This is a genomic window from Terriglobales bacterium (assembly GCA_035573675.1).
Classification (GTDB): Bacteria; Acidobacteriota; Terriglobia; order Terriglobales; family Acidobacteriaceae; genus DATMAB01.
This window is the reverse complement of record DATMAB010000021.1, coordinates 29,330-49,695: the sequence shown is the minus strand read 5'-3', so window position 1 is coordinate 49,695 and position 20,366 is coordinate 29,330. Positions and strand designations below refer to the sequence as shown.

Genomic DNA, 20,366 nt, shown 5'->3' with positions numbered 1-20,366 from the left:
GCGCGGCCGCACACGCAGGGTACAGGCGGAACCGCTCAGAAGGTCGTGCTGACGGTGAAGCGGAAGGTAGTCTTGGGCTCGGCGAACCGGAATCCCGGGGCAAAGAGGCGCAGGGTTTCCTGGTAGGTGAAGTCGCCCGCGCCGCCGGGCGGGAACATGTCGCGGCTGATGCAGTTGATGGAAGCGCCGGAGCTGGTAGTGCATGAGTCGGGTGACACCGTCGAGGCGGTCAGGCGAAGCGGATTGTAGGCGTAGTAGATGCGCATCGGGGCATTCACGACCGGCAGGACCACCTGGAATTCCACCCCGGTGGACATGCGGGGGGTGAAATTGGTTCCGTCGACGATATCCACGTGGGAGTCGAACGCCAGCGTGGAGCCGCCGGCGCACTGGAAGCTGCCCGTGAGTGAGGGGCAGCCGAAGGGGTTGGTGTTGAGATCGGTAACGGTAGAGGGATTGATCTGCAGCTGGGAGGGGCGCGCGACGAAGTTCATTCCGAAGTCGTTGAACAGCGCCACGGTCACCGGGCCGACGATGGGGATGCGGTACTCGACGTTGCTGACAAAAGTCGTGTCACCGCCGGTGAACACGATGCGGTGAATGGGAATGGGAACGATGTAGTTGCCGCGGCGCGGGTTGGTCGGGTCCAACGGAACCGGCGTGCGGTCGGGGTTCAGTAAAGGGATGTTCTCACGGCCGACCAGGAAGCCGATGGGCGTGACGGAGCGGATGTCGAAGCCGCGCAGGTCGGTGTCGCCGCCGACATAGAAGCGCTCGTAGGGTGGGGCCACCTGCCCGCCGTACCCGGTAAGAAACGAGCCCTGCAGCCGCATCCCGATCACGTTCCGCTTGTGGGGACGGAAGTACTTGTATTCGGCGATCGGGCGAATGAGCTTGACGTTGCCGCCCAGCCCCGCCACTTGTCCTCCCAGAAACAGGCTGTAGCCGCGCGAGGGACGGTAGGGGTTGTCGATGCGGTTGACGGAGAAGCTGGGGATGACCTTGCTGGTGACGATGCCCTCCAGCGCCTGGGGACCGGAAAGCCCGCGGAAGGCGATCTGCTCAAACAGGTTGCGCGAGGCATCGCTGAACACCGAAACGGAGGAGGTGTCGAAGGCGTAGGTCAGGCCGAGGCGCTTGAAAGAGCGGCGCAGCGGGTAGCTGCCGGAGACGGTGAACCCTTTGGTGTTCTGGTTGTAGTTCAGCAGGAACTGCTGGGCGCTTTCCGGGATCTCCTGGCCGGTGGCCAGGGTGAACTGGTCGGCCTGGTTGAAGCGGAACTCGCGGGCGAACACGGTAAAGCCGAACTGCAGCGGGCGGTCGAACAGGTAGGGCTCGGTGAAGCCGAACAGGATGTTGTAGCCGCGGTTGCCGGTGGAGCCTTCGACGCGCAGCGTCTCGCCCAGGCCGAGGAAATTGTTGGTCTCGTAGCTGAGCCCGATGAAGCCGCCTTCCAGGCCGCTGACGCCGCCCTGCAGGCCGATGGAGTTCTTGCCGCGCTCCTTGACCTTCAGCGTGATGTCCACGGTGCCTTCCTGCACGTTCTGGTGGACGGAGGCGTCCTGCTCGGGATCGAGCTGCTCGAAGTAGCCGAGCTGATTCAGGCGCAGCAGGCTGAGCTTCCACAGGCGGCTGTTGTAGACGTTGCCTTCCTCCAGGGCCAGTTCGCGGCGGATGACTTTGTCGCGGGTGGTGGTGTTGCCCTGGAACTCGATGCGGCGCACGTAGAAGGGCTTGCCCTCGTCGATGTCGATTTCCAGGGTGATGAGGCGCTTTTCGTCGTCGAACTTGGTGTCGGGCACGGCGGTGAAATTGACGTAGCCGAGCTCGCCGTGGAGCTCGCGCAGGGCGTCCAGGCCCTTGCGGACCAGCTCGGCGTTGAAGATGTCGCCGTCCTTCATGGCGAACGCGGCCCGCAGAACGCGCGTGTCCTGAATCGCCTTGTTGTTCTTGAAGGTGATGCCGGCCAGGTGGTAGCGCTGGCCCTCTTCAATGGGGATGGTGATGTCCACGGCCTTGCCGCCCCCTTTCATGAACAGGGGAATGCGGAAGCCGCCGGAATCGCGGGTCTCGGTCCTGGGATCGGAGACGATGGCCTTGAAGTAGCCGCGCTGCTGGTAGGCGTAACGGACGCGTTCGGCGTCCTCGGCCAGCTTGGAGGCGTCGAAGGTCTTGGAAAAGAGGTTTTCCAGGAAGATAGAGCGCGGGATGCCGATGGGCTTGAGGTTGACCATGGCGCGCTGCAGCACGCGGCTGCTGACGTTCTTGTTGCCTTCGAAGCGGATCTTGCCGACCTTGACCTTGGGTCCCTCCTTGAGGATGAAGCTGACGCCGACCGAATTGGGCGGGATGGGGCGCACCTCGGTGCGGACGGTGGCGAACTGGCGGCCATGCTCCGCCAGAAGTTCCTTCAGCGTGACCTCCGCCTTTTTCACCTTGGTGGGGTCGTACTGGCTTTCCAGCGTGAGCCCGACCTTGTTCTTGCGGAAGCGCTCCAGCACGTCGCTCTGCTGCACCGAGGAAAGTCCGACGTAGTTGATCTCGCGGATGTTGGGCTTCTCCTGGACGTAGACGTGAATGCGGTAGCCTCGGGGGCTTTCCTCGCGCTCAATGCGCAGGTCGGCAAAGAAGCCCGTGTTCCAGAGGGAGCGGAAGTCGCGCTGCAGGGCACCTTCGTCGTAGACATCGCCGGCGCGGGAGAAGATACGGGCGCGGATGGTCTCGGCCGGGATACGCCGGTTGCCGTGAATCAGGATCTCTTCAATGACCGGGCCCTGGGCCAGGGTCATGCCGGTCAGCAGCAGCACCGCTACGGCCCATCGCAGGGCCGTTCCTGCCAAAGAGCGATTACCGGCGCCTGCAGGGATCGCTCTGTTGTCAGGAATGGGAGAAATAGGTCAACCCCTGCATGGAGTTCCGAAGCCGCTCATTATACGGAATCTTGGATGCTCAGGCCAGAACCACGGGTTACGGGATGCACCGCGTTGTGAGGGACGAAACGCTTGGTCAAGGAGATCGCTCGCAGCTCGTGGTTCCCGATGCTAGCCCACCTGAAGGATCTCCTTCTCCTTGGTCTTGCTCATCTCCTCCATCTTCTTGATCTCTTCGTCGGTGAGCTTCTGGATCTCGTCGTGGGCGCGGCGCTCTTCGTCCTCGCTGATCTTCTTGTCCTTGAGCGCCTTCTTGACGAGTTCGTTGCCGTCGCGGCGGATGTTGCGCACCGCGGTGCGGTGGTCCTCCAGCACCTTGTGCAGGTGCTTCACCAGGTCCTTGCGGCGCTCCTCGGTGAGCGGCGGCACGGGAACCCGGATGAGCTTGCCGTCGCTCATGGGGTTCAGGCCGAGGTCAGCAGTGCGGATGGCCTTCTCGATGACCGCCAGCGAGGTGGGATCGAAGGGCTGTACGGTGAGAAGCTGGGCCTCCGGCGCGTGGATCTGGGCGACCTGATTCAGGGCCATCTGCGAGCCATACAACTCGACCCGCACCGGGTCGAGCATGTGCACGTTGGCGCGGCCGGTGCGAGTGGCGGCCAGTTCCCGGCGGAAGTCTTCGACGGCCTTGTCCATGCGGGTGCGCACTTGCACGAAGACGTCCTTGAGCGCCGGAACGGAGGCCATTGTGGATTGAGCCATGTTGTGCTCCGAAAGCCGCTGATTATAAATGAAAGACCAGCCACGGATTAACAACGATCCTGCGGAACCGACAAGGAAACGCTGCGCCGTACGCTCTACTGGCTGACCAGGGAGCCTACCTTTTCCCCGGAGAGAACGCGGCGGATGTTCCCGGGTCGGTTGAGGTTAAAGACGATGATAGGCAGGTTGTTGTCGCGGCACAGGGTGATGGCGGTGGAGTCCATCACTTTGAGGCCTTTCTTCAGCACGTCCAGGTACGAGATGGTGTCGAACATGCGGGCGTCCTTCACCAGGACGGGGTCGGCGTCGTAGATGCCGTCCACCTTGGTGGCCTTGAGGATGACGTCGGCCTTGATCTCCATGGCGCGCAGGGAGGCGGCGGTATCGGTGGAAAAATACGGGTTGCCGGTGCCGGCGGCGAAGATGACCAGGCGGCCTTTTTCCAGGTGGCGGATGGCGCGGCGGCGGATGAAGGGCTCGGCCACCTGGTTCATTTCGATGGCGGACATCACGCGGGTATAGACGCCGCGCTTCTCCAGAGCGTCCTGCAAAGCGAGAGCGTTGATGACGGTGGCCAGCATGCCCATGTGGTCGGCGGCCACGCGGTCCATGTCGCGGGCCTGTTCCGCCACGCCGCGGAAGAAGTTGCCGCCGCCCACCACGACGGCCAGCTCGACGTCCATGGTCTTGGCGTCCTGGAGCTCGCTGGCGATCTGTTCCACGCGCGCCGGCTCGACGCCAAACGCCTGGTTGCCGGCGAGGGCTTCACCGGAGAGCTTGAGCAGAACACGACGGAAGACGGCGGGCATCCCCAGCAGTATATCAATCCGCGCGTGACCGGAGGTCGCGAGGAAGCCGGGCTTCTTCGCGAGCTTATTTCGTCTTGTTGAGGCGGGCGATGCGCTCCTGCGCGGCGCGCACGATCTGTGCCTGCAGGTTCGCGTCCATGTCCCTGGCAGCCAGCGCCAGCGCCAGCGACTTCTGCGCGGCGGTGAGTGCCTGCTCGCGGTTGCCGCTCTGCTCGTAGGCGTCTGCCAGGCTATCAAAGGCATTGGCGGATTGCGGGAACTCGCGGGTGGCAAGAGAAAAGACGGCGATCGCATCCTGGTTGCGCCGGGCGTTCAGCAGCCGGTAACCCAGGCCGTTCAGCCCATCCTCCCGGAACACGGCCGCCTCCGGATGGCGGCGGCGATGCTCGAGGAACTGCGCCTCCGCTTTCGTCCAGCCTTGCTCGGAGATGAGATTGAACATCAGGCCGGCGGTGGGCGGGAAGTCCGCGTCGGGCTTCACCGTCCCCTTGCGAACGGCGACCTCCAGGAGCTGCGGATAGAACTGGACGAAGGTGTTCTCCACCGCGCCGTGCTCGTTGTGGCAGCGCCAGCAAGCGGCGCGGGGAAAGGGCTCGGCGGAGGGACGGTCGAGGCCGAGGTTGTAGTAGGCCCAGACGTCGGGATTGCGCGCTTCGTCCTTCACCGCTGCTTCGAGCGAGACGAAGTCGCCCTGGTAATAACCGCTCTTGTTGATGGAGCCGGTGGCGGGATGATAGATCTCGAGCGCGAACATGGTCTTGTCCGGCCACTTTCCGGTGGACAGGAACGCGCGATAGGCCGCCGGCGTGACGAAGACGTTGGTGAACATGGGATGATCGCCGTCGGCCGCCGGCCCGTAGTTCATGCCCAGCCCGGTGGAAAGGTAGACCCACTCCCGGTAGTTCGAGGGACGCACTAACTTGCCCTCGGCGGTGTACTGGGGTGCCTCGGATGCGGGGTCAGCAGCGCCTGCGTAGAGGGCGTAGGCAGAAAGACATGAAAGGACCGCCAGGAGCAGCGTCTTCGGTTTCATTGCACTCTCCCCGAGCCATTAAGACAGCGGACGATTCAAAAGGCAAGCGGTGAGGGACAAACTGCCGCACTCGGGCGGCTGGAGCTACTTCGCTCCGCTCTCAGCCGGCGGCTTGGAGACGGCGAAGGTCTGAGTGCCTTCGCCGACCTTGAAGCGGGCGAAGCGACGCACGGCGATATTCTCCCCCAGCTTGCCGATCTTCGACGCGATGAGCTGGTAGACGGTGATGCCCTGGTCCTTGATGAAGGGCTGCTCGTAGAGGCAGACCTCCTCGTAGAACTTCGCCATCTTGCCCTCGACGATCTTCTCGATGACCGGGGCGGGCTTGCCGGTGGCCTTGGCCTGTTCGCGGTAGATATCCTTCTCGCGCTCGTAGGCCTCGGGCGTCACGTCCTCCTTGCGGATGAACTTGGGATCGCTGGCGGCGATGTGCATGGCGATATCGTGCACCAGCTCCTTGAAGTCGGCGGTGGCGGCGACGAAGTCGCTCTCGCAGTTCACCTCGACCAGCACGCCGATCTTGCCGCCGGCATGGATGTAGCTCGCCACCGAGCCTTCGGTGGCGGCGCGCGTCGCTTTCTTGGCGGCGGTGGCGATGCCCTTCTTGCGCAACAGGATGACGGCCTGTTCCAGGTCGCCCTTGGCCTCGGCGAGGGCCTGCTTGCAGTCCATCATGGGAGCGCCGGTCTTCTCCCGGAGCTCCTTCACTTGTGCGGCGGAAATGTTCACGGCAGTGGAACCCATGGTAAGCACAAATCCTTTCGCTGCTTAGATGCGTGGTAGAGACGAATCGACCCGCGCCCGCGCGCGGGTCGTGTGAACTTGTCGAACCCGTCCCTCAGTGGGACTCGGCGGCGTCGGCATCGCCGGCAGTGGCAGCGGACGCCGGAGCTTTGCGCGCTCCCAGGACGTCCTCCATGCTCGGCTCTTCCTCGACCGCGGCTTCGAATACCTCGGCCCCGGCTTCGCCGTCGTAGCCTTCCGCGGCCGCTTCCCCCGCGGCCACGGCGGCGGCGTACTCGGCGGTCTGCTTGTCGGCGGCCACCTGCGCGCCCTCGATGTAGGAATCGGCAATTTTGGAAGCGAACAGCCGGATGGCACGCAGCGCGTCGTCGTTGCCGGGAATGACGTAATCCACTTCACTGGGGTCGCAATTGGTGTCCACCACGGCGACCACCGGGATGCCCAGCTTGCGCGCCTCGCGCACCGCAATCTGCTCCTTGTTGGAGTCGATGACGAAGACCATGTCGGGCAGGCGGTCCATGTTCTTGATGCCGGCCAGGTTCTGCTGCAGGTGCTTGCGCTCGCGTTCCAGCTTGATGACTTCCTTCTTGGGCAGCAGCTCGTAGCGGCCGTCGGTGGCCATCTCGTCGAGTTCCTTCAAGCGCTTGACCGACTTCTGCACCGTGACCCAGTTAGTGAGCAGTCCGCCCAGCCAGCGCTGGTTCACGTAGAACTGGCCGCAGCGAGTGGCTTCTTCGGCGATGGCGTCCTGCGCCTGGCGCTTGGTGCCGACGAAGAGCAGGGTTTTGCCGCCGGCGGCCATCTCCTGCACGAAGCGGGACGCGTCCTTGAACATCTTGAGCGTCTTCTGCAGGTCGATGATGTAGATACCGTTGCGCTCCCCGAAGATGTACTCCTTCATTTTGGGGTTCCAGCGCTTGGTCTGGTGCCCGAAGTGGACCCCCGCTTCGAGCAGTTCCTTCATGCTGATGCTCGCCAATCGACCTCCTCAGTGGTCTGCATCCTTCGCGGCGGCCGAAGCCGGTCGGTCAGGATTGATGCCCCGCCGCCTCGCGGGCGCCGGGGAAGATTGTAGAAACAGTTGCCAGTGGTCAGTTGTCAGTTGCCAGCCAACCACGAGAAACCAGAAACGAAAAACGAGAAACCGTGCCTACCGCTTCGAGTACTGGAAGCGCTTACGCGCGCCTTTTTGGCCGTACTTCTTGCGTTCCTTGATGCGGGAGTCGCGCGACAGCAGTCCTTCCGCCTTCAGCTTGGCGCGCAACTCGGCATTGAACTGGAGCAGCGCCCGGGCCACGCCCAGCCTGACCGCGCCTGCCTGCCCGTTGACGCCGCCGCCGGAAACATTGGCCACCACGTCGAACGTGGCGCCGGTCTCCGTGGTAGCCAGGGGCTGCTTGGCCTGCACGCGCTGGCCCTCGGTGACGAAATACTGCTCGAAGGGGCGGCCGTTCACCACGAATCCGCCGTTGCCGGGGCGCAGGAACACGCGAGCCACGCTCGATTTCCGCCGTCCCGTTCCGTAGTACTGAATAAGTTCTGCCATAGGATCAGCTATCAGCAATCAGCTTCAGCTTAAAGCCTTTCGCACAAAGATGTGCGGCCGCAAACGGCCGCGACTTGCAACTCCTAAGCTCTCTTAGCCTGCGCCAGGGTTTCCGGCTGCTGCGCCTGATGGGGGTGCTTGTCACCGGCGTACACGCGCAGCTTGCGAGCCATCTGACGGCCCAGCTTGGTGTGCGGCAGCATGCCGACGATGGCGTCGCGCACCACCACTTCCGGCCGGCGCGCAGCGCGCTTGCGGAAACTCTCCGCCTTGATGCCACCCGGATAGCCGGAGTAGCGGTAATAGGTCTTTTTCTCCGGCTTCATGCCGGTGACGCGCACTTTGGCGGCGTTGACCACGATGACGTGATCGCCGGTATCGAGGAACGGCGTGTACGACGGGTTGTTCTTGCCGTTGAGGATGCGGGCCACACGGCTGGCCAGGCGCCCGAGGGTCTCGCCCTCGGCGTCCACGACGTACCACTTACGCGCAATTTCCCCGGCACCGGGGAAATGGGTTGCCATACAAACTCTCCCAAGAGCTAGTGAAAAGAAGACCGCTCAAGGCGGGAACTGCCGCACTGCCAAAGGTTTAAGAATAAGGGAGGACTGAACGATTGTCAATGAACGAGGCGCTCAGTTCGACAGCCAACCGCTATCAACCAAACCCCGGCCAAGTTGCGCAATCTTGCTCGTGAGCAGGATGGCATTCCGGTTTCCCGAATCTCACTCATAGGCCAAAGCTTCGACGGGGTCCTTCTGAGCGGCCTTGATGGCGGGATAGAGCGCGCCGAGCACGGAGCCGGCCAGCGCAATGATGGTGGCGCGCAGCACCCACCCGGCGGCGATCTCCACGCGCAGGGTTGGGAAGGCCTTCAGGATACCTTCCTTGGCGGCAAAGCTGAGCAGGATGCCTACCCCGACCCCGGCCAGCGCCAGGAGCAACGTCTCGCGCACGATGACGTTGACGATGTAGCCTCTGGAGGCGCCCATCGATTTGAGGATGCCGATCTCGCGCGTGCGCTCCATCACCGCGGTGTACATGGACTGAAAGATGACGATGAATCCAATACAGACGGCCACTCCGATGACCACACGGATGAAGGTGGAGAAGCCGGGCAGGTTCTCGGGCGTCATGTACGAGAGCCATTCGCGCATGGACTGGACGCCGTAGCTCTCCATGCCGGGGATTTTCTTGATGGCGGCGGCGACGGCGGCGGCGTTCGCCGGATCGTCGAGCTTGAGATAGAAGATGGAGGCTTTGCCCTGGGAGCCGACCAGCTCCTGCACCGTCGCCATGGGCATGAACTTGCGCGCGCCCTTGCCGTGTTCGACGATGCCTGCCACGCGGAAGGGGTGATTCAGCACCTCGATGGTCTGGCCCACTTGGACATTGCGGGAGGCCGCGAAGAAATCGTCTACGATGATGTCGTCAGGACCCTCGAACGGCCCGCCGGCCATGTAGTGGAACTTCCCTCCCATAGATTCGAAGCTCGCGAGGTCGATGCCGTAGAGCACTTCAACGCTGCCTCCACCGGTGGAAATCTGCGTGACCACCGGGGCCACGGCGACGACGTGCGGCACCTTGGCGAGCACGTCGGCCACCTTGACGGAGACGGGCGCGCCGCTGATTCCGATGAGGGCGGAAGAGCCGGGCGGGCGGACCATCACATCGGCGCCGATGCCGGCCTGGCGGGTCTTGGAGTCGTTCAGGATGCCGAGCGACAACCCGACGATCACCAGGATCAGCGTCACTTCAACCGCAATGGCCACGATGCTGATGACGGACCGGATGGGCCGGTGCGCCAGGTTGGCGACAATCATCTTGTTCATCATGGGAAAGACCATTGTAGCAATGAGCCGTCCGGGCAGCCGTCAGTGGTCAGGCGTCAGCGGCCAGAGACGAGTCGGGGGGTGGCGGTAGGCCTCCCTAGACCGGGTCTAGGCCGGTCCCCGGACGCCCGCGCGGCCCGGGGTTGACTTTCGCCCGACCGGCCAAAAAACTAAAAGACTTCCCCTCGCATCCAACCCCGTTACGCGGAAGAACCGAGCTATGGCACGGAAGTTAGTCGCGAAAACTGGACGGGGAATCCTGACGGGCTGGTGGGTTCTGGTGTGCCTGGCCGGCACCGCGGCGGCGCAGCGTGGGGCCATTACACTTCCCAGAAACCTGGACGAACTGACCCGGCGATCGGCCGTGATCGTACGCGGCCGCGTGGCGAGCGCACGGGTCGAGAAGCACCCGCAGCTGACAAACCTGAACACCATTGTGGTGACCCTACACGTCACCCAGACGCTAAAGGGGAAGGCGGGGTCGAGGTACACGTTCCGGCAGTACATCTGGGACTTCCGTGATCGGCAGGATGCGGCCGGTTACCGCAAAGGCCAGGAGCTACTGCTGTTGATGAACCCGGTGAGCCAATACGGGCTGACGAGCCCAGCGGGCATGGAGCAGGGACGGTTCCGCATCTTCCGCGACCGCAGCGGCCGGGAAGTGGCGGTGAACGGTTTCGGCAACCACGGACTGTTCCGCGATCTGGAAACGCAGTTGGTGAAGAAAGGCGTGAAGCTCAGCCCACGCATGGCAAGTCTGGTGCGACAGCAGCCCCGCGGGCCCATCGCCGTCGCCGACTTGCGCGATCTGATCCTGGAGCTGCAGAGAACGCGAGGGCAATGATGGTGCAGGGCACAAGTCGATGTGGATACGCGCAGCGGGCCGTGGTCGTGCTGATGTCGCTGGGGTTGGCTCTGCCACAGCCGGTGATGGCGGGCGGTCCTATTCTGGTGGGCGGCCCCACTTTTGGTGTGGAGGGGGCGCCCTTCACATGGGACACGACAAGCGAGATCCAGTATCGGACGGATGGCGGCACGCTGGGGTCGCTTACCAACGCGCAGGCAATCGCGCGGGTGGAGAGCATGTTCAACGTCTGGGAGAATGTGGCCACGGCGAACATCGGTTACAACCGCGCGGGCGCAATCCAGGGCGTGGCCGATGGGGATGTGAGCACAGCGGCAGAGTTCGACGCCGCCGAAGGCACGTGCAATGCGAACCCGCCCACACAGAATCCCATCATCTTCGATACCGACGGGAGCGTCTTCACGGACCTGGGCTTTGACCCCGACGTGATCGGTTTTGCCGGCCCCTGCCTGGTGAACGCTGCGGGGCGCATCATCTCCGGGGAAGCCGCGCTGAACGGCAAGTGGATCGACGGCAACGCGGCCAACGGCGAGTTGACGAGCGCTGAATTCGACGCTGCCTTCATCCACGAATTCGGGCACCTTTCCGGACTGGACCACTCGCAGGTCAATCTGAATTGTCTGACAGCTTCTCCGTGTGGAGCGGCTGACTTGCAAGGTCTGCCCACGATGTTCCCCTTTCTCCTCAGCTCGGAGATGGCCACGCTAGCGACGGATGACGTCGCATGGATTTCGAGGTTGTATCCGCAGACGACCGGCGGCACGACGTTCGCAGGGACGCACGGGACGCTGACCGGAGTGGTGCGCTTCAGCGACGGCATGACCCACGCGCAAGGCGTGAACGTGATCGCGCGCCGCGTGGACACCGGGTCGAACGAAGACCGCAGGTTCGCGGTGTCGGTGGTTTCCGGGTTCAAGTTCACAGCCAATCCGGGGCAGAGCGTGACCGCGAATTACCTCGGTGGAACTGACGACAACACGGGAGGCAGCGACTTCGGATCGCGGCAGACGGGCGACATTGGGCTGTTCGAGATCCCGGTGCCGGCGGGCGACTACACCGTAGAAGTGGAGAGCATCGATCCCGGATTTGAGGGTGGCTCGAGCGTGGGCCCGTTATCACCGCCGATCCCCATGCCGGGCGCGGCACCGGCCGCGGCAGGACCTTTTGCGGTGGGAGCCGGAATGACGGTGTCTGTCGGAGATGTGGTCCTGCTCGGCACCGACCCGCGCTTTGACCAGTTCGAGGGGCCGTGAAACGCCTGACCCAAGTCGTGGCGGTCGCCGTCTTCGGCCTTGGACTGTTGCTCGCGTTGTCCGGCTGCGGCGGAGGGAGCGACTCCATTCCCACGTCTCCTCCTCAACCCACACCCATCAGCATCACGACGACCAGCCTGCCGAATGGGACGGAAGGAGCTGCATACAGCCAGACTCTGACGGTTTCGGGAGGGCAGGGCACCCGCACATGGAGCGTTTCTTCGGGAGTGCTTCCCGCTGGACTGAGCCTGAACGTCAGCACCGGCGTGATCAGCGGGACGCCGACCAATCCGAACGACGATCAGACGTTTACCGTGCGGGTGATGGACGCGACGGGATCGGACACGCAGCAACTCACGATCAACATCGACCCGGCGCCGCCACCGAACATCACAACCACCTCGCTACCGGACGCGCAGCGGGGGGTGGCGTACAGCCAAACGCTGGCGGCGACGAGCGGGGTCGCGCCCTATACCTGGGCGTTGAGTTCAGGCGTCTTGCCCACGGGATTGACGGGTCCGAGCGCGAGCACGGGCGTAATCAGCGGCACGCCGGACTGTGCCTCGACCACCCGGACCTTCACGGTGCAGGTGACCGATTCCGCGACCACGCCCAAGACCGACACGCAGTCGCTGACGATTGCGGTGAACCCGGCGGCGCCGCTGAGCATTTCGACCAGCGCGCTTCCAAGCGTCATGGTCAACACGGCGTACAGCGTGACGTTGCAGGCGACCGGCGGCGTTCCCCCGCGGACCTTCGCACTGACCGGCGGGGCGCTGCCTGCCGGGCTGTCTCTGAACGGCTCCAGCGGGCGGATCAGTGGCACACCCACCACGGTGGAAACCGCGAATTTCGACGTCACCGTGACCGACGCTTGCGGCACGACGAGTACGCGATCGCTTTCGATCACGGTCAGTGCCGTCAGCCTGGGCCGGAACAATTCTCCAGCGACGGCAACCGCACTCTCCAACGGGACCTTTGACGCGTCCATCAGTCCGTTCGGTGACCCCGCCACGGTGACCGACCCCGATGAGGACTTCTATGCGGTTTCAGTGGCCGCGGGAGGCACGTTATCGGTGAGCGTGCTGGGGCCGGGATTGCCAACGCCCAGTCCGATCGACCCGGTGATTGAAATCCTGGACAGCAACGGCTTCAGGCTGGCAACTTGCAAGGACCCGGGAGACGACGCCGATCCGACGCCGGATGCGTTCGATGATCCCTGCATCAACGACGACATCAGCCTGGGGTCCGTACTCGATTCGCAGTTGGAATTCCAGAACGGTAGCGGCAGTACGGTGACCGTCTTCATCCACGTGCTGGACTGGCGCGGCGACGCGCGCCCGGACCTGCGCTACCAGATCACCATTACAGGCGCGAACTAGCGGAGTCCCGCTGAGTCATCGGAGCCAGGCCGCAGGAGTGAAACAGCACTCCCCACGACGGCTTGGTGTACCGGACCCGTTTGTTGAGCGGCGGCCCGAGCGTGGGCGCGCTTGCAGTTGACTTTTTCCCGCCCGAACCCAAGAATACGAAGACTTTTCCTCGCGTGCGACCCCGTCGCGCGGACTAACCAGTTCATGGCACGAAGCACACTCGCGAAAGCTGGACGGGGACTCCTGAAAAGCTTGCTGGTGCTGGTGTGCCTGGCGGGCACCGCCGAGGCGCAGCGCGGCGCCATTACGATCCCCAGAAACCTGAATGAGCTGACGAAAAGGGCCGATCTGATCGTGCGGGGCACGGTGGTGCACGCGCGGGTGGAAAGACATCCCGACCAGCCGCAGATGCAGACGCTGGTGGTGACGCTGGCGGTCAAGAAGACGCTCAAGGGACAGGCGCAACAGTTCCATACCTTCCGGCAGTACATCTGGGACATACGAGACAAACTGGATGCTGCCGGGTATCGCAAAGGGGACGAGGTTCTGCTGATGCTATTCGGCCCCAACCGTTACGGGCTCTCCGGGCTGGCGGGGATGGAGCAGGGCCGGTTCCGCATCTATCGCGACCGCAGCGGCCAGGAGGTAGCCGTGAATGGCGCGGGGAATTTCATGCTGTTCCGCGGCATGCAGGAGCAGCTACGGGCGAAGCTTCCGGAACTCACGCTGCCGACGCAGAAGATGCTGGAGGAAGGCCGGGCAGCGCCGATGGCGGCGGCCGACCTGGAAGCGCTCATCGAGCAATCGGTGCATGGCAGGCGCTAGGGGATGAGAGAGCGGTTCTCCAATCGGGGTTGGTTCGGACTGGCTGCAGCCGGAATGTGGCTGCTGGTCTTCCCCATTGCAGCGACTGCGGGAGGCCCGCTGAGGGTGGGCGGGCCGACGTTCGGTGTCGCGGGCCAGCCGTTCACGTGGGATACAGCAACCGCGATCCAATACCGGACGGACAACGGGCCGTTAAGCTCCCAGCCCGGAGACGACGAAATGTCCACGCGGACGCGGGTCGCCAGCCTGTTTCAGGTGTGGCAGGACGTTGCGACTTCAAACATCGCGTATAGCCGCGCGGGTTTCATCTCGGCAGTTTCGGGTTTCGCAGGCGGCGATGTTGACACAGGCGCCGAGTTGACCGCGCTGGAGAACGCCTGCGGGAGCGGGCAAAGCACGCAGAGCTTTATTGTCTACGATGCGAACGGACGGATTTTCGATGATCTTGGGGTGGACACCGAGTCGGTGATCGGTTTTGCCGGGCCGTGTGGTATCAACTCCGCCGGACGCATCACGGGCGGCGAAGCCGTGATGAACGGCCTATTCACGGATGGAGTGACCGCACCCGGAGCGGCCATTCCCAACCCGGCGGACATATCGAACGAAAAATTCAACGCCGCCTTCATCCACGAGTTCGGGCACTTCTCAGGGCTGGACCACTCGCAGATCAATGTGAACTGTCTTGGTACCTGCGGGGCGGATGACGAGAGCGGTTTGCCAACGATGTTTCCGATTCTCGTCAGTCTTGAGATGGCGACGCTGGCGACGGACGACATCGCGTGGATATCAAGGTTGTATCCGCAGTTGAGCGGGGGTACGACCTTCGCGGGAACGCACGGGACACTGACCGGGACGGTGCGTTTCAGCGACACCATGACGCACGCGCAGGGAGTGAACGTCATCGCACGGCCGGTGGACACAGGCACAAACCAGGATCGCAAGTTCGCTGTCTCGGTGGTTTCGGGGTTCAAATTCACGGGAAACCCCGGGCAAAGCGTGACGGCGGCGCCCTATCTGAACGGAGCCTCTGACAACACGGGAGGAGACAGTTTCGGTTCGCGACAAACCGCAGACATCGGCCGGTTCGAGATTCCGGTGCCGACGGGCAGCTATACGATCGAGGTGGAGTCCATCAATGCGGGCTTCGACGGCGGTTCGAGCGTCGGCCCGCTGGACCCCCCGATTCCCATGCCGGGCACAGCGCCGGCTGCGGCTGGGCCCTTTGCCGTCGCGGCGGGCGGCACGGTCAATGCGGGCGACATCGTGCTGGTGGGCACGAACCCACGTTTGGACGCGTTCGAAGGGGGCAAGAAGCGTCGCGCGCAGACTATCAGCGAGTGAGGAGGAGGGATGGCCATGAATTCGCGTCGGCAGAGGATCCTGATACTGGCAGCTGTGGCGCTCGCGCTGTGCACGGGAGCGAGCACGCCGGCGCGGGCACAGTCGCGAAATGACAGCATCGGAACGGCGACGCCGCTCTCCAACGGGACCTTCAGTGCGTCCATCAGCCCGTTCGGCGATCCCATCGACGTGACCGATCCGGATGAGGATTTCTACTCGGTGTCCGTGGCTGCGAGCGCCACGCTGACGGTGGATGTGGTGGGGCCGGGGTTGACTCCCCCGAGTCCAATCGACCCCGTGATCGAGATCGTGAACAGTGGCGGAACGCGGCTCACTACCTGCAAGGACCCGGGTGATGACAGTCCGCCTCCGGGGCTGGGGATCACGCCGGACGGGACTCCCAGTGACTTCGATGATCCCTGCATCAATGACGACATCAGTCTGGGAGAAAACCGCAACTCGCACCTGGACTTCCAGAACACGACCGGCGGCACAATCACGGTCTTCATCCACGTGCTGGACTGGCGCGGCGATGCGCGGCCGGACTTGATCTACCAGATCACGATCAGCGGGGCGCAGTAGGGCACCGTCCCCCTGTTCTCGCCCCTGGCTGCAACCACGCATAGGGCCCCCGCTCTCGCGAGGACATACCAACCACTGCGACTACTGCGGCGGGCTCGCGGACCTAGTCTCTTCCGGCGGAGTCGGTTCGCCCAGGCGGCGAAGCTCGTAGCCCGCGGGCTGCGGGAGCACGAACTGATCGTCGCGCAGCGGCTGGTTCAGGCTGAGCTTCACCATGGTAAGCACGATGGCGTACTCCTCCTTGGGGCGCCACAAGTGGATGACGGCGGGGAAACGGCCGCCGTGGTACTCCGTGATGCGCTCGTAGTCCGCCTCGGTGGCGACGGACCCATCGGGATCGTAGATGACCTGGCGGTAGGGCAGGAGGTCGGCGCGGCTGAAGAAGATCTTGCGGGAGAGCTTCCAGTCGGAGCCGTTACGGCGGATGACGTTGACCACGTAGTTGGGCTGGTCTGCTTCTTTTTTCGTTTTCGGGTCGCGGACGATCTCAGTCGAGCCTTCCAGGACCGCAATCTCCCGCTGGGGATCGATGGCGCGCAACAAAAGCGCGTCCAGGATGTGGCGCGGGCGAAGATTCTCGATGGACTTCTTGGAGACCGGCGGGGCGTCGTTGCGCCCGGTGTAGAAACGGCTCCTGGTGGGAATCGAGAGGCGGAACTCCTCGCCGTCGGTCACCATGTCAAAGGCGGTGTTGCGCAGGATGGGGAACAGGCCGATCATGCGCAGCGTCGACGGCTGGCGCAGCAAGATGTAGCCGCGCATGTCTTGAAAATCGGTGACCTTGCCCTTCCGGGAACCGCCCACGGACGGCGCGATGTCCACGGTGGCATTCAGAGTCTGGATGCGGGCGGCTTCGGTGTTGACGGTCTCAACCAGCTCGGCGAGCGTGGCCTCGCGAAGCACGGCTGAACTCATCCGGCGCTCGACGGTGCGGCTACGAAACAGGCACCCCGGCAGGATGAGCAGCGCAAGCAAGGCCGGCAGAGCGCGGCGGAGGCGTCTGGGCGTTGGGTGGAACCGGCAAGCAACCATCGTATCGTCGGTTTCGAGGGCTCCTGGCCGCAGGGCCTAAACCCCGGCTCCTTCGGCTCTGATTCGGCGCCTCTCCAGGTGATTGACTTCCCCTGTAGACCAACCACTTTCGAGTATATAGGGCTCGGGCGGCGGGCTTCAGCGGCGGCCGAGTTCGCGGCGATAGGCGGCCACGTTGCGGCTGTGTTCGGCGGCGGTGGAGGCGAAACGGTGGCGCCCGCGAGCGTCGCTGACGAAGTACACGTAGGTGGTCGAGGCAGGCTGCATGGCGGCGCGCAGCGAGTCGCGGCCGGGATTGGCGATAGGACCGGGCGGCAGCCCCACGCGCCGATAAGTGTTGTAAGGGGTGTCGAAGGCGAGATCGGATTGGTGGATGGCGCCGCGATACCGCCCGGCCAGCAGCGCGCCATACACGACGGTGGGATCGGCGGCCAGCACCATGTTGCGCTGCAATCGATTCTGGAAAACACCGGCCACCAGCGGCCGCTCCTCCGGCACGGCGGTTTCCTTCTCGACGATAGAGGCCAGAACAACCACGCGACGAACGTCGGAGGTGAGGGCCAGTGCCGTGGCCTCCTGGCGGAAGCGGCGCACCATGGCAGCGGCGATCTCACGCGGGCCCTGCGCGCGGGTGAACTGGTAGGTGTCCGGGAAGAGGTAGCCTTCGAGCGTGGTGGCCGAGGGGTCGAGGTCGGCAATCAGGGCGACTTCGGTGCGGGCGGCCTCGAGGAACTGCTCCCGTGTGCACAGACCGGCCGCGGCCACGGTGTCTGCGATTTCGAACATGTTGTAGCCCTCAGGGACGATGACCGTGCGTACCACTACGTCGCCGCGGGCAACGCGGCCCAGGACTTCGAAGGCGTCGGCGGGGCGATCGAAGCGGTACTCGCCGGCTTTCAGCGACGGACGCCCCTTCACGGCGTGCAGCGCCAGAAAAGCGGACGCATCGCGGATGACGCCGGCCGCCTGCAATTCCGCTGCGATCTGGCGCACGGAAAGCCCGGAGCGCAGCAGGATGAGTTGTTCTCCCGGCGGCGCGAGCGGAGTATAAAGCGCGTAAGCAAGCCACGCTCCGGCCAGCAGTACCGCCAGGATGATCAGTTTGAGAGAAGTGCGCAACCTTTGAAGTTTAGCAGTTGCCAGAACGCGCAGCGGAGCGGTGGTCCAGGAACGACTGCAGGATCAACACGGCGGCCAGGCGGTCCACGGCCTGGCGGCGGCGCTGGAGGCTGACCTCGCTCTCCCACAGGACGCGGCCGCTCTCCACCGAGGTCAGCCGCTCGTCCCAAAGGTGGACAGGAAGCCCGAAGCGTGCTCGAAGGTCTTCGGCCAGCGCAGCCACTTTCTGTGCCTGAGCTCCGGGCTCACCGCTCATGCGGAGCGGGTAGCCGACAACGATTTCCGCGACTTCATACTCCTGGAGGATCCGCCGCAGGCGCCCGAAATCCGCGCGCTTGGAAGTGCGCCGCAGGGTGGCCAGCCCCTGGGCGGTGAGGCCGAGTGGGTCGGAAACCGCCAAGCCGATGGTCCGTGCGCCGACGTCGAGGGCCAGGATGCGCGGGCGGATGCCGGGATGGGTTGTCACGGGCTCATTATAGGAGCCGGCTGCGGGCCAGGTTGGGATACGATAAGCGCGATGGCGACCGACGAAATCGACCTCGAAGAGCGGGGCGAGGCAGTGCTGCCGGCAGCGCCGGCCCCTCCCCGCCGCCGGCGCGGCGACCACGTGTCATCGGCCGCGCAAACCGTGGTGGCCATCGCGGTGGTGTTGACGCTGTGCTACGTGGCCAAGCTGGTGGTCATCACCCTGATGGTCTCGATCCTGCTGGCCTTCCTGCTGCAACCCGTGGTGGAAATGCTGGAGCGTCTGCGCATGCCGCGCTCCCTGGCGTCGTTCCTGGCGGTGGTCTTTCTGCTGGGCATCGCGTATGGCGGAACGCACTTCTCCTATAACCGTGCCGTGGACTTCGTGCAACAGTGGCCCAAGTATTCGGTGCGCGTCCGGCAGGTAGTGACCAGCTTCCGGGAACGCACGCTGACCATCCAGAAAACGACCGAGCGGGTGCTGGCGCAGGAACCGGAGCGAGGCGTGGTCACGGTGCAGCAGAAAGTGGACTGGGCGGAGGTGCTCACGCGCAGCGCCGCCTCGGTGTGGGAGTTCGTGCTGATCGTCTCCTTCATCCCCTTCCTGGTGTACTTCATGCTGAGCTGGCAGGACCACGTGAAGTCGGCCACAGTGATGCTGTTCCGGCTGGAGAACCGCAACGCCGCCTACAAGACGCTGAGCCGCATCTCCGCCATGACCCGCAGCTTCATCGTCGGCAACCTTCTGATCGGCCTGTTCATGGCGGCCATCAGTGTGATCGTGTTTGCCCTCGTGGACCTCTCCTATCCTTTCATCCTGGGCTTCCTGAGCGGATTCCTCAGCCTAGTTCCTTACCTGGGAGTGGTACTCGCAGTGGTGCCTCCGCTGGTGGCCGGTCTAGGAGAACTGTCGGGAGGGAAACTGCTGGTGGTGGTGGTCACGGTCCTGATCCTTCACCTCTTCGCCATCAACGTGCTGTACCCCAAGATTTTGGGGAGACGCCTACAACTGAATCCGCTGGTGGTCACCATCGCCCTGCTGGTGTGGGGCTGGATCTGGGGCGGGATGGGACTGATACTGGCGGTGCCCATCACCGGCGCCATGAAGATCATTTTCGATCACGTGGAGACTTTACGTCCCTACGGGGCCTGGATGGGTGAATAAGAGAAGGTTTGCCGCCGGACTCAGGCCTGGAACGCTTCGCGGAAGCGCAGCTTGGTCTTGGCCAGGGCCTTGGTCAGAAGCTGTTCGACTTCGTCTTCGCTCGTATTCTTGGCCAAGGCCAGCTCGCTTACCAGCAGGAAGCGCGCCCGGTCCAGCATCTTCTTTTCGCGGAAGGAGAGGGGCTTGGTCTGGTTAAGCTGCAGCAAGCTCTTCAGCACGGCGGCCACATCCATCAGGGAGCCGGTGCGCATTTTGTCGGAGTTTTCCTTGAAGCGGCACTTCCAGTCAGCGTGGTTGTCGCACTTCACGTCGGTAAGATAATCGAGGACCTTTTGCACGTCCCCGTTCTTGATCACGCGCCGCAGGCCGACACTGGCCACGTTGTGGAAAGGAACCATGACCCGCAGGCTGCCGGCCGTGAACTTGAGGATGTAGAAGCGTTCGACCGAGGCGCCGAGGGTGCGACTCCCGATCTGCTCGATCACGCCGACTCCCTGATTGGGATACACCACTTTATCGCCGACGTGAAAGCCGCTGTCTCCGTTCATGAAGGCTCCGTCTGCAAAGTGGAGGGGGAATAGCTTGGCAAACCACTCCATTATAGCCTGAGTGTCAAGTCAGTCAACGAAACCGACGTCGCAAGTAACACAAGCATAAGCAGTTGTGATGTGCCCTTCGTGCTGCCACAAGAGCCAACGCTCGCGGCTGCGCGGCTGCAAGACCGAGGCGTGGCGAGGTTTATAATAAACG

Annotated in this window: 20 protein-coding genes; 7 read left to right on the top strand and 13 right to left on the bottom strand. The window is 63.8% G+C overall.

Going from position 1 to position 20,366, the window contains the following annotated elements; genetic code table 11:
- Window positions 1-35: 35 nt before the first annotated feature.
- From bamA to VNK82_10210, 9 genes are all read right to left on the bottom strand, one after another.
- The gene (gene bamA, locus VNK82_10250) at window positions 36-2,840 is read right to left on the bottom strand and encodes an outer membrane protein assembly factor BamA (GenBank protein ID HXE91331.1); all 2,805 of its coding nucleotides are present in this window, start codon (window positions 2,838-2,840) and stop codon (window positions 36-38) included.
- A gap of 201 nt (window positions 2,841-3,041) precedes the next feature.
- Window positions 3,042-3,632 (bottom strand): ribosome recycling factor, encoded by a 591-nt coding sequence (frr, locus tag VNK82_10245; protein HXE91330.1) that lies wholly within the window; start codon window positions 3,630-3,632, stop codon window positions 3,042-3,044.
- Window positions 3,633-3,727: 95 nt separating this feature from the next.
- Window positions 3,728-4,441: a UMP kinase gene (pyrH, locus tag VNK82_10240; protein HXE91329.1), complete on the bottom strand. Its 714-nt coding sequence runs from the start codon at window positions 4,439-4,441 to the stop codon at window positions 3,728-3,730.
- Between the two features lie 64 nt (window positions 4,442-4,505).
- Window positions 4,506-5,474 carry a cytochrome P460 family protein gene (locus tag VNK82_10235; GenBank protein HXE91328.1) on the bottom strand — a complete coding sequence of 323 codons (969 nt, stop codon included), beginning with the start codon at window positions 5,472-5,474 and terminating at the stop codon, window positions 4,506-4,508.
- 84 nt (window positions 5,475-5,558) lie between these two features.
- Window positions 5,559-6,218 (bottom strand): translation elongation factor Ts, encoded by a 660-nt coding sequence (gene tsf, locus VNK82_10230; GenBank protein HXE91327.1) that lies wholly within the window; start codon window positions 6,216-6,218, stop codon window positions 5,559-5,561.
- Window positions 6,219-6,312: 94 nt separating this feature from the next.
- Window positions 6,313-7,197, bottom strand: a complete 885-nt coding sequence (gene rpsB, locus VNK82_10225; GenBank protein HXE91326.1) for a 30S ribosomal protein S2 — start codon at window positions 7,195-7,197, stop codon at window positions 6,313-6,315.
- A gap of 171 nt (window positions 7,198-7,368) precedes the next feature.
- Window positions 7,369-7,764 (bottom strand): 30S ribosomal protein S9, encoded by a 396-nt coding sequence (gene rpsI, locus VNK82_10220; protein HXE91325.1) that lies wholly within the window; start codon window positions 7,762-7,764, stop codon window positions 7,369-7,371.
- Between the two features lie 83 nt (window positions 7,765-7,847).
- A complete protein-coding gene (gene rplM, locus VNK82_10215) occupies window positions 7,848-8,288 on the bottom strand; it encodes a 50S ribosomal protein L13 (GenBank protein ID HXE91324.1) in 441 nt (146 codons plus the stop codon).
- A 201-nt stretch (window positions 8,289-8,489) separates the two neighbouring features.
- Window positions 8,490-9,599 (bottom strand): ABC transporter permease, encoded by a 1,110-nt coding sequence (locus VNK82_10210; protein HXE91323.1) that lies wholly within the window; start codon window positions 9,597-9,599, stop codon window positions 8,490-8,492.
- 217 nt (window positions 9,600-9,816) lie between these two features.
- Here VNK82_10210 and VNK82_10205 point away from each other — a divergent pair, with 217 nt between their 5' ends.
- The 6 genes from VNK82_10205 (at window position 9,817) to VNK82_10180 (ending at window position 15,835) form a co-directional block, all read left to right on the top strand.
- Window positions 9,817-10,440 (top strand): hypothetical protein, encoded by a 624-nt coding sequence (locus tag VNK82_10205; GenBank protein HXE91322.1) that lies wholly within the window; start codon window positions 9,817-9,819, stop codon window positions 10,438-10,440.
- On the top strand, window positions 10,437-11,714 hold the full coding sequence (locus VNK82_10200; GenBank protein HXE91321.1) for a hypothetical protein: 1,278 nt from the start codon (window positions 10,437-10,439) through the stop codon (window positions 11,712-11,714). Before VNK82_10205 ends, VNK82_10200 begins: the two co-directional genes overlap by 4 nt.
- Window positions 11,711-13,096 (top strand): Ig domain-containing protein, encoded by a 1,386-nt coding sequence (locus VNK82_10195; GenBank protein ID HXE91320.1) that lies wholly within the window; start codon window positions 11,711-11,713, stop codon window positions 13,094-13,096. The genes VNK82_10200 and VNK82_10195 overlap by 4 nt, the downstream gene beginning before the upstream one ends.
- Window positions 13,097-13,291: 195 nt before the next feature.
- Window positions 13,292-13,912, top strand: a complete 621-nt coding sequence (locus VNK82_10190) for a hypothetical protein (protein ID HXE91319.1) — start codon at window positions 13,292-13,294, stop codon at window positions 13,910-13,912.
- A 219-nt stretch (window positions 13,913-14,131) separates the two neighbouring features.
- Complete coding sequence (locus VNK82_10185) at window positions 14,132-15,253, top strand: hypothetical protein (protein HXE91318.1); 1,122 nt, start codon at window positions 14,132-14,134, stop codon at window positions 15,251-15,253.
- A 15-nt stretch (window positions 15,254-15,268) separates the two neighbouring features.
- Complete coding sequence (locus VNK82_10180) at window positions 15,269-15,835, top strand: hypothetical protein (protein HXE91317.1); 567 nt, start codon at window positions 15,269-15,271, stop codon at window positions 15,833-15,835.
- Window positions 15,836-15,916: 81 nt separating this feature from the next.
- Here VNK82_10180 and VNK82_10175 read toward each other — a convergent pair whose 3' ends face one another.
- The 3 genes from VNK82_10175 to ruvX all read right to left on the bottom strand — a co-directional run bounded on the left by VNK82_10175 (window position 15,917) and on the right by ruvX (window position 18,452).
- Window positions 15,917-16,810 carry a hypothetical protein gene (locus VNK82_10175; protein ID HXE91316.1) on the bottom strand — a complete coding sequence of 298 codons (894 nt, stop codon included), beginning with the start codon at window positions 16,808-16,810 and terminating at the stop codon, window positions 15,917-15,919.
- Window positions 16,811-17,005: 195 nt separating this feature from the next.
- Window positions 17,006-17,986 (bottom strand): endolytic transglycosylase MltG, encoded by a 981-nt coding sequence (gene mltG, locus VNK82_10170; protein ID HXE91315.1) that lies wholly within the window; start codon window positions 17,984-17,986, stop codon window positions 17,006-17,008.
- A gap of 10 nt (window positions 17,987-17,996) precedes the next feature.
- The gene (gene ruvX, locus VNK82_10165; GenBank protein HXE91314.1) at window positions 17,997-18,452 is read right to left on the bottom strand and encodes a Holliday junction resolvase RuvX; all 456 of its coding nucleotides are present in this window, start codon (window positions 18,450-18,452) and stop codon (window positions 17,997-17,999) included.
- A 51-nt stretch (window positions 18,453-18,503) separates the two neighbouring features.
- On the opposite strand from ruvX, the gene VNK82_10160 reads away from it, so the two are divergent.
- Window positions 18,504-19,616, top strand: a complete 1,113-nt coding sequence (locus tag VNK82_10160) for an AI-2E family transporter (GenBank protein HXE91313.1) — start codon at window positions 18,504-18,506, stop codon at window positions 19,614-19,616.
- A gap of 20 nt (window positions 19,617-19,636) precedes the next feature.
- On the opposite strand, the gene VNK82_10155 is transcribed toward VNK82_10160, so the two are convergent.
- Window positions 19,637-20,164, bottom strand: a complete 528-nt coding sequence (locus tag VNK82_10155) for a CarD family transcriptional regulator (protein ID HXE91312.1) — start codon at window positions 20,162-20,164, stop codon at window positions 19,637-19,639.
- Window positions 20,165-20,366 lie beyond the last annotated feature (202 nt).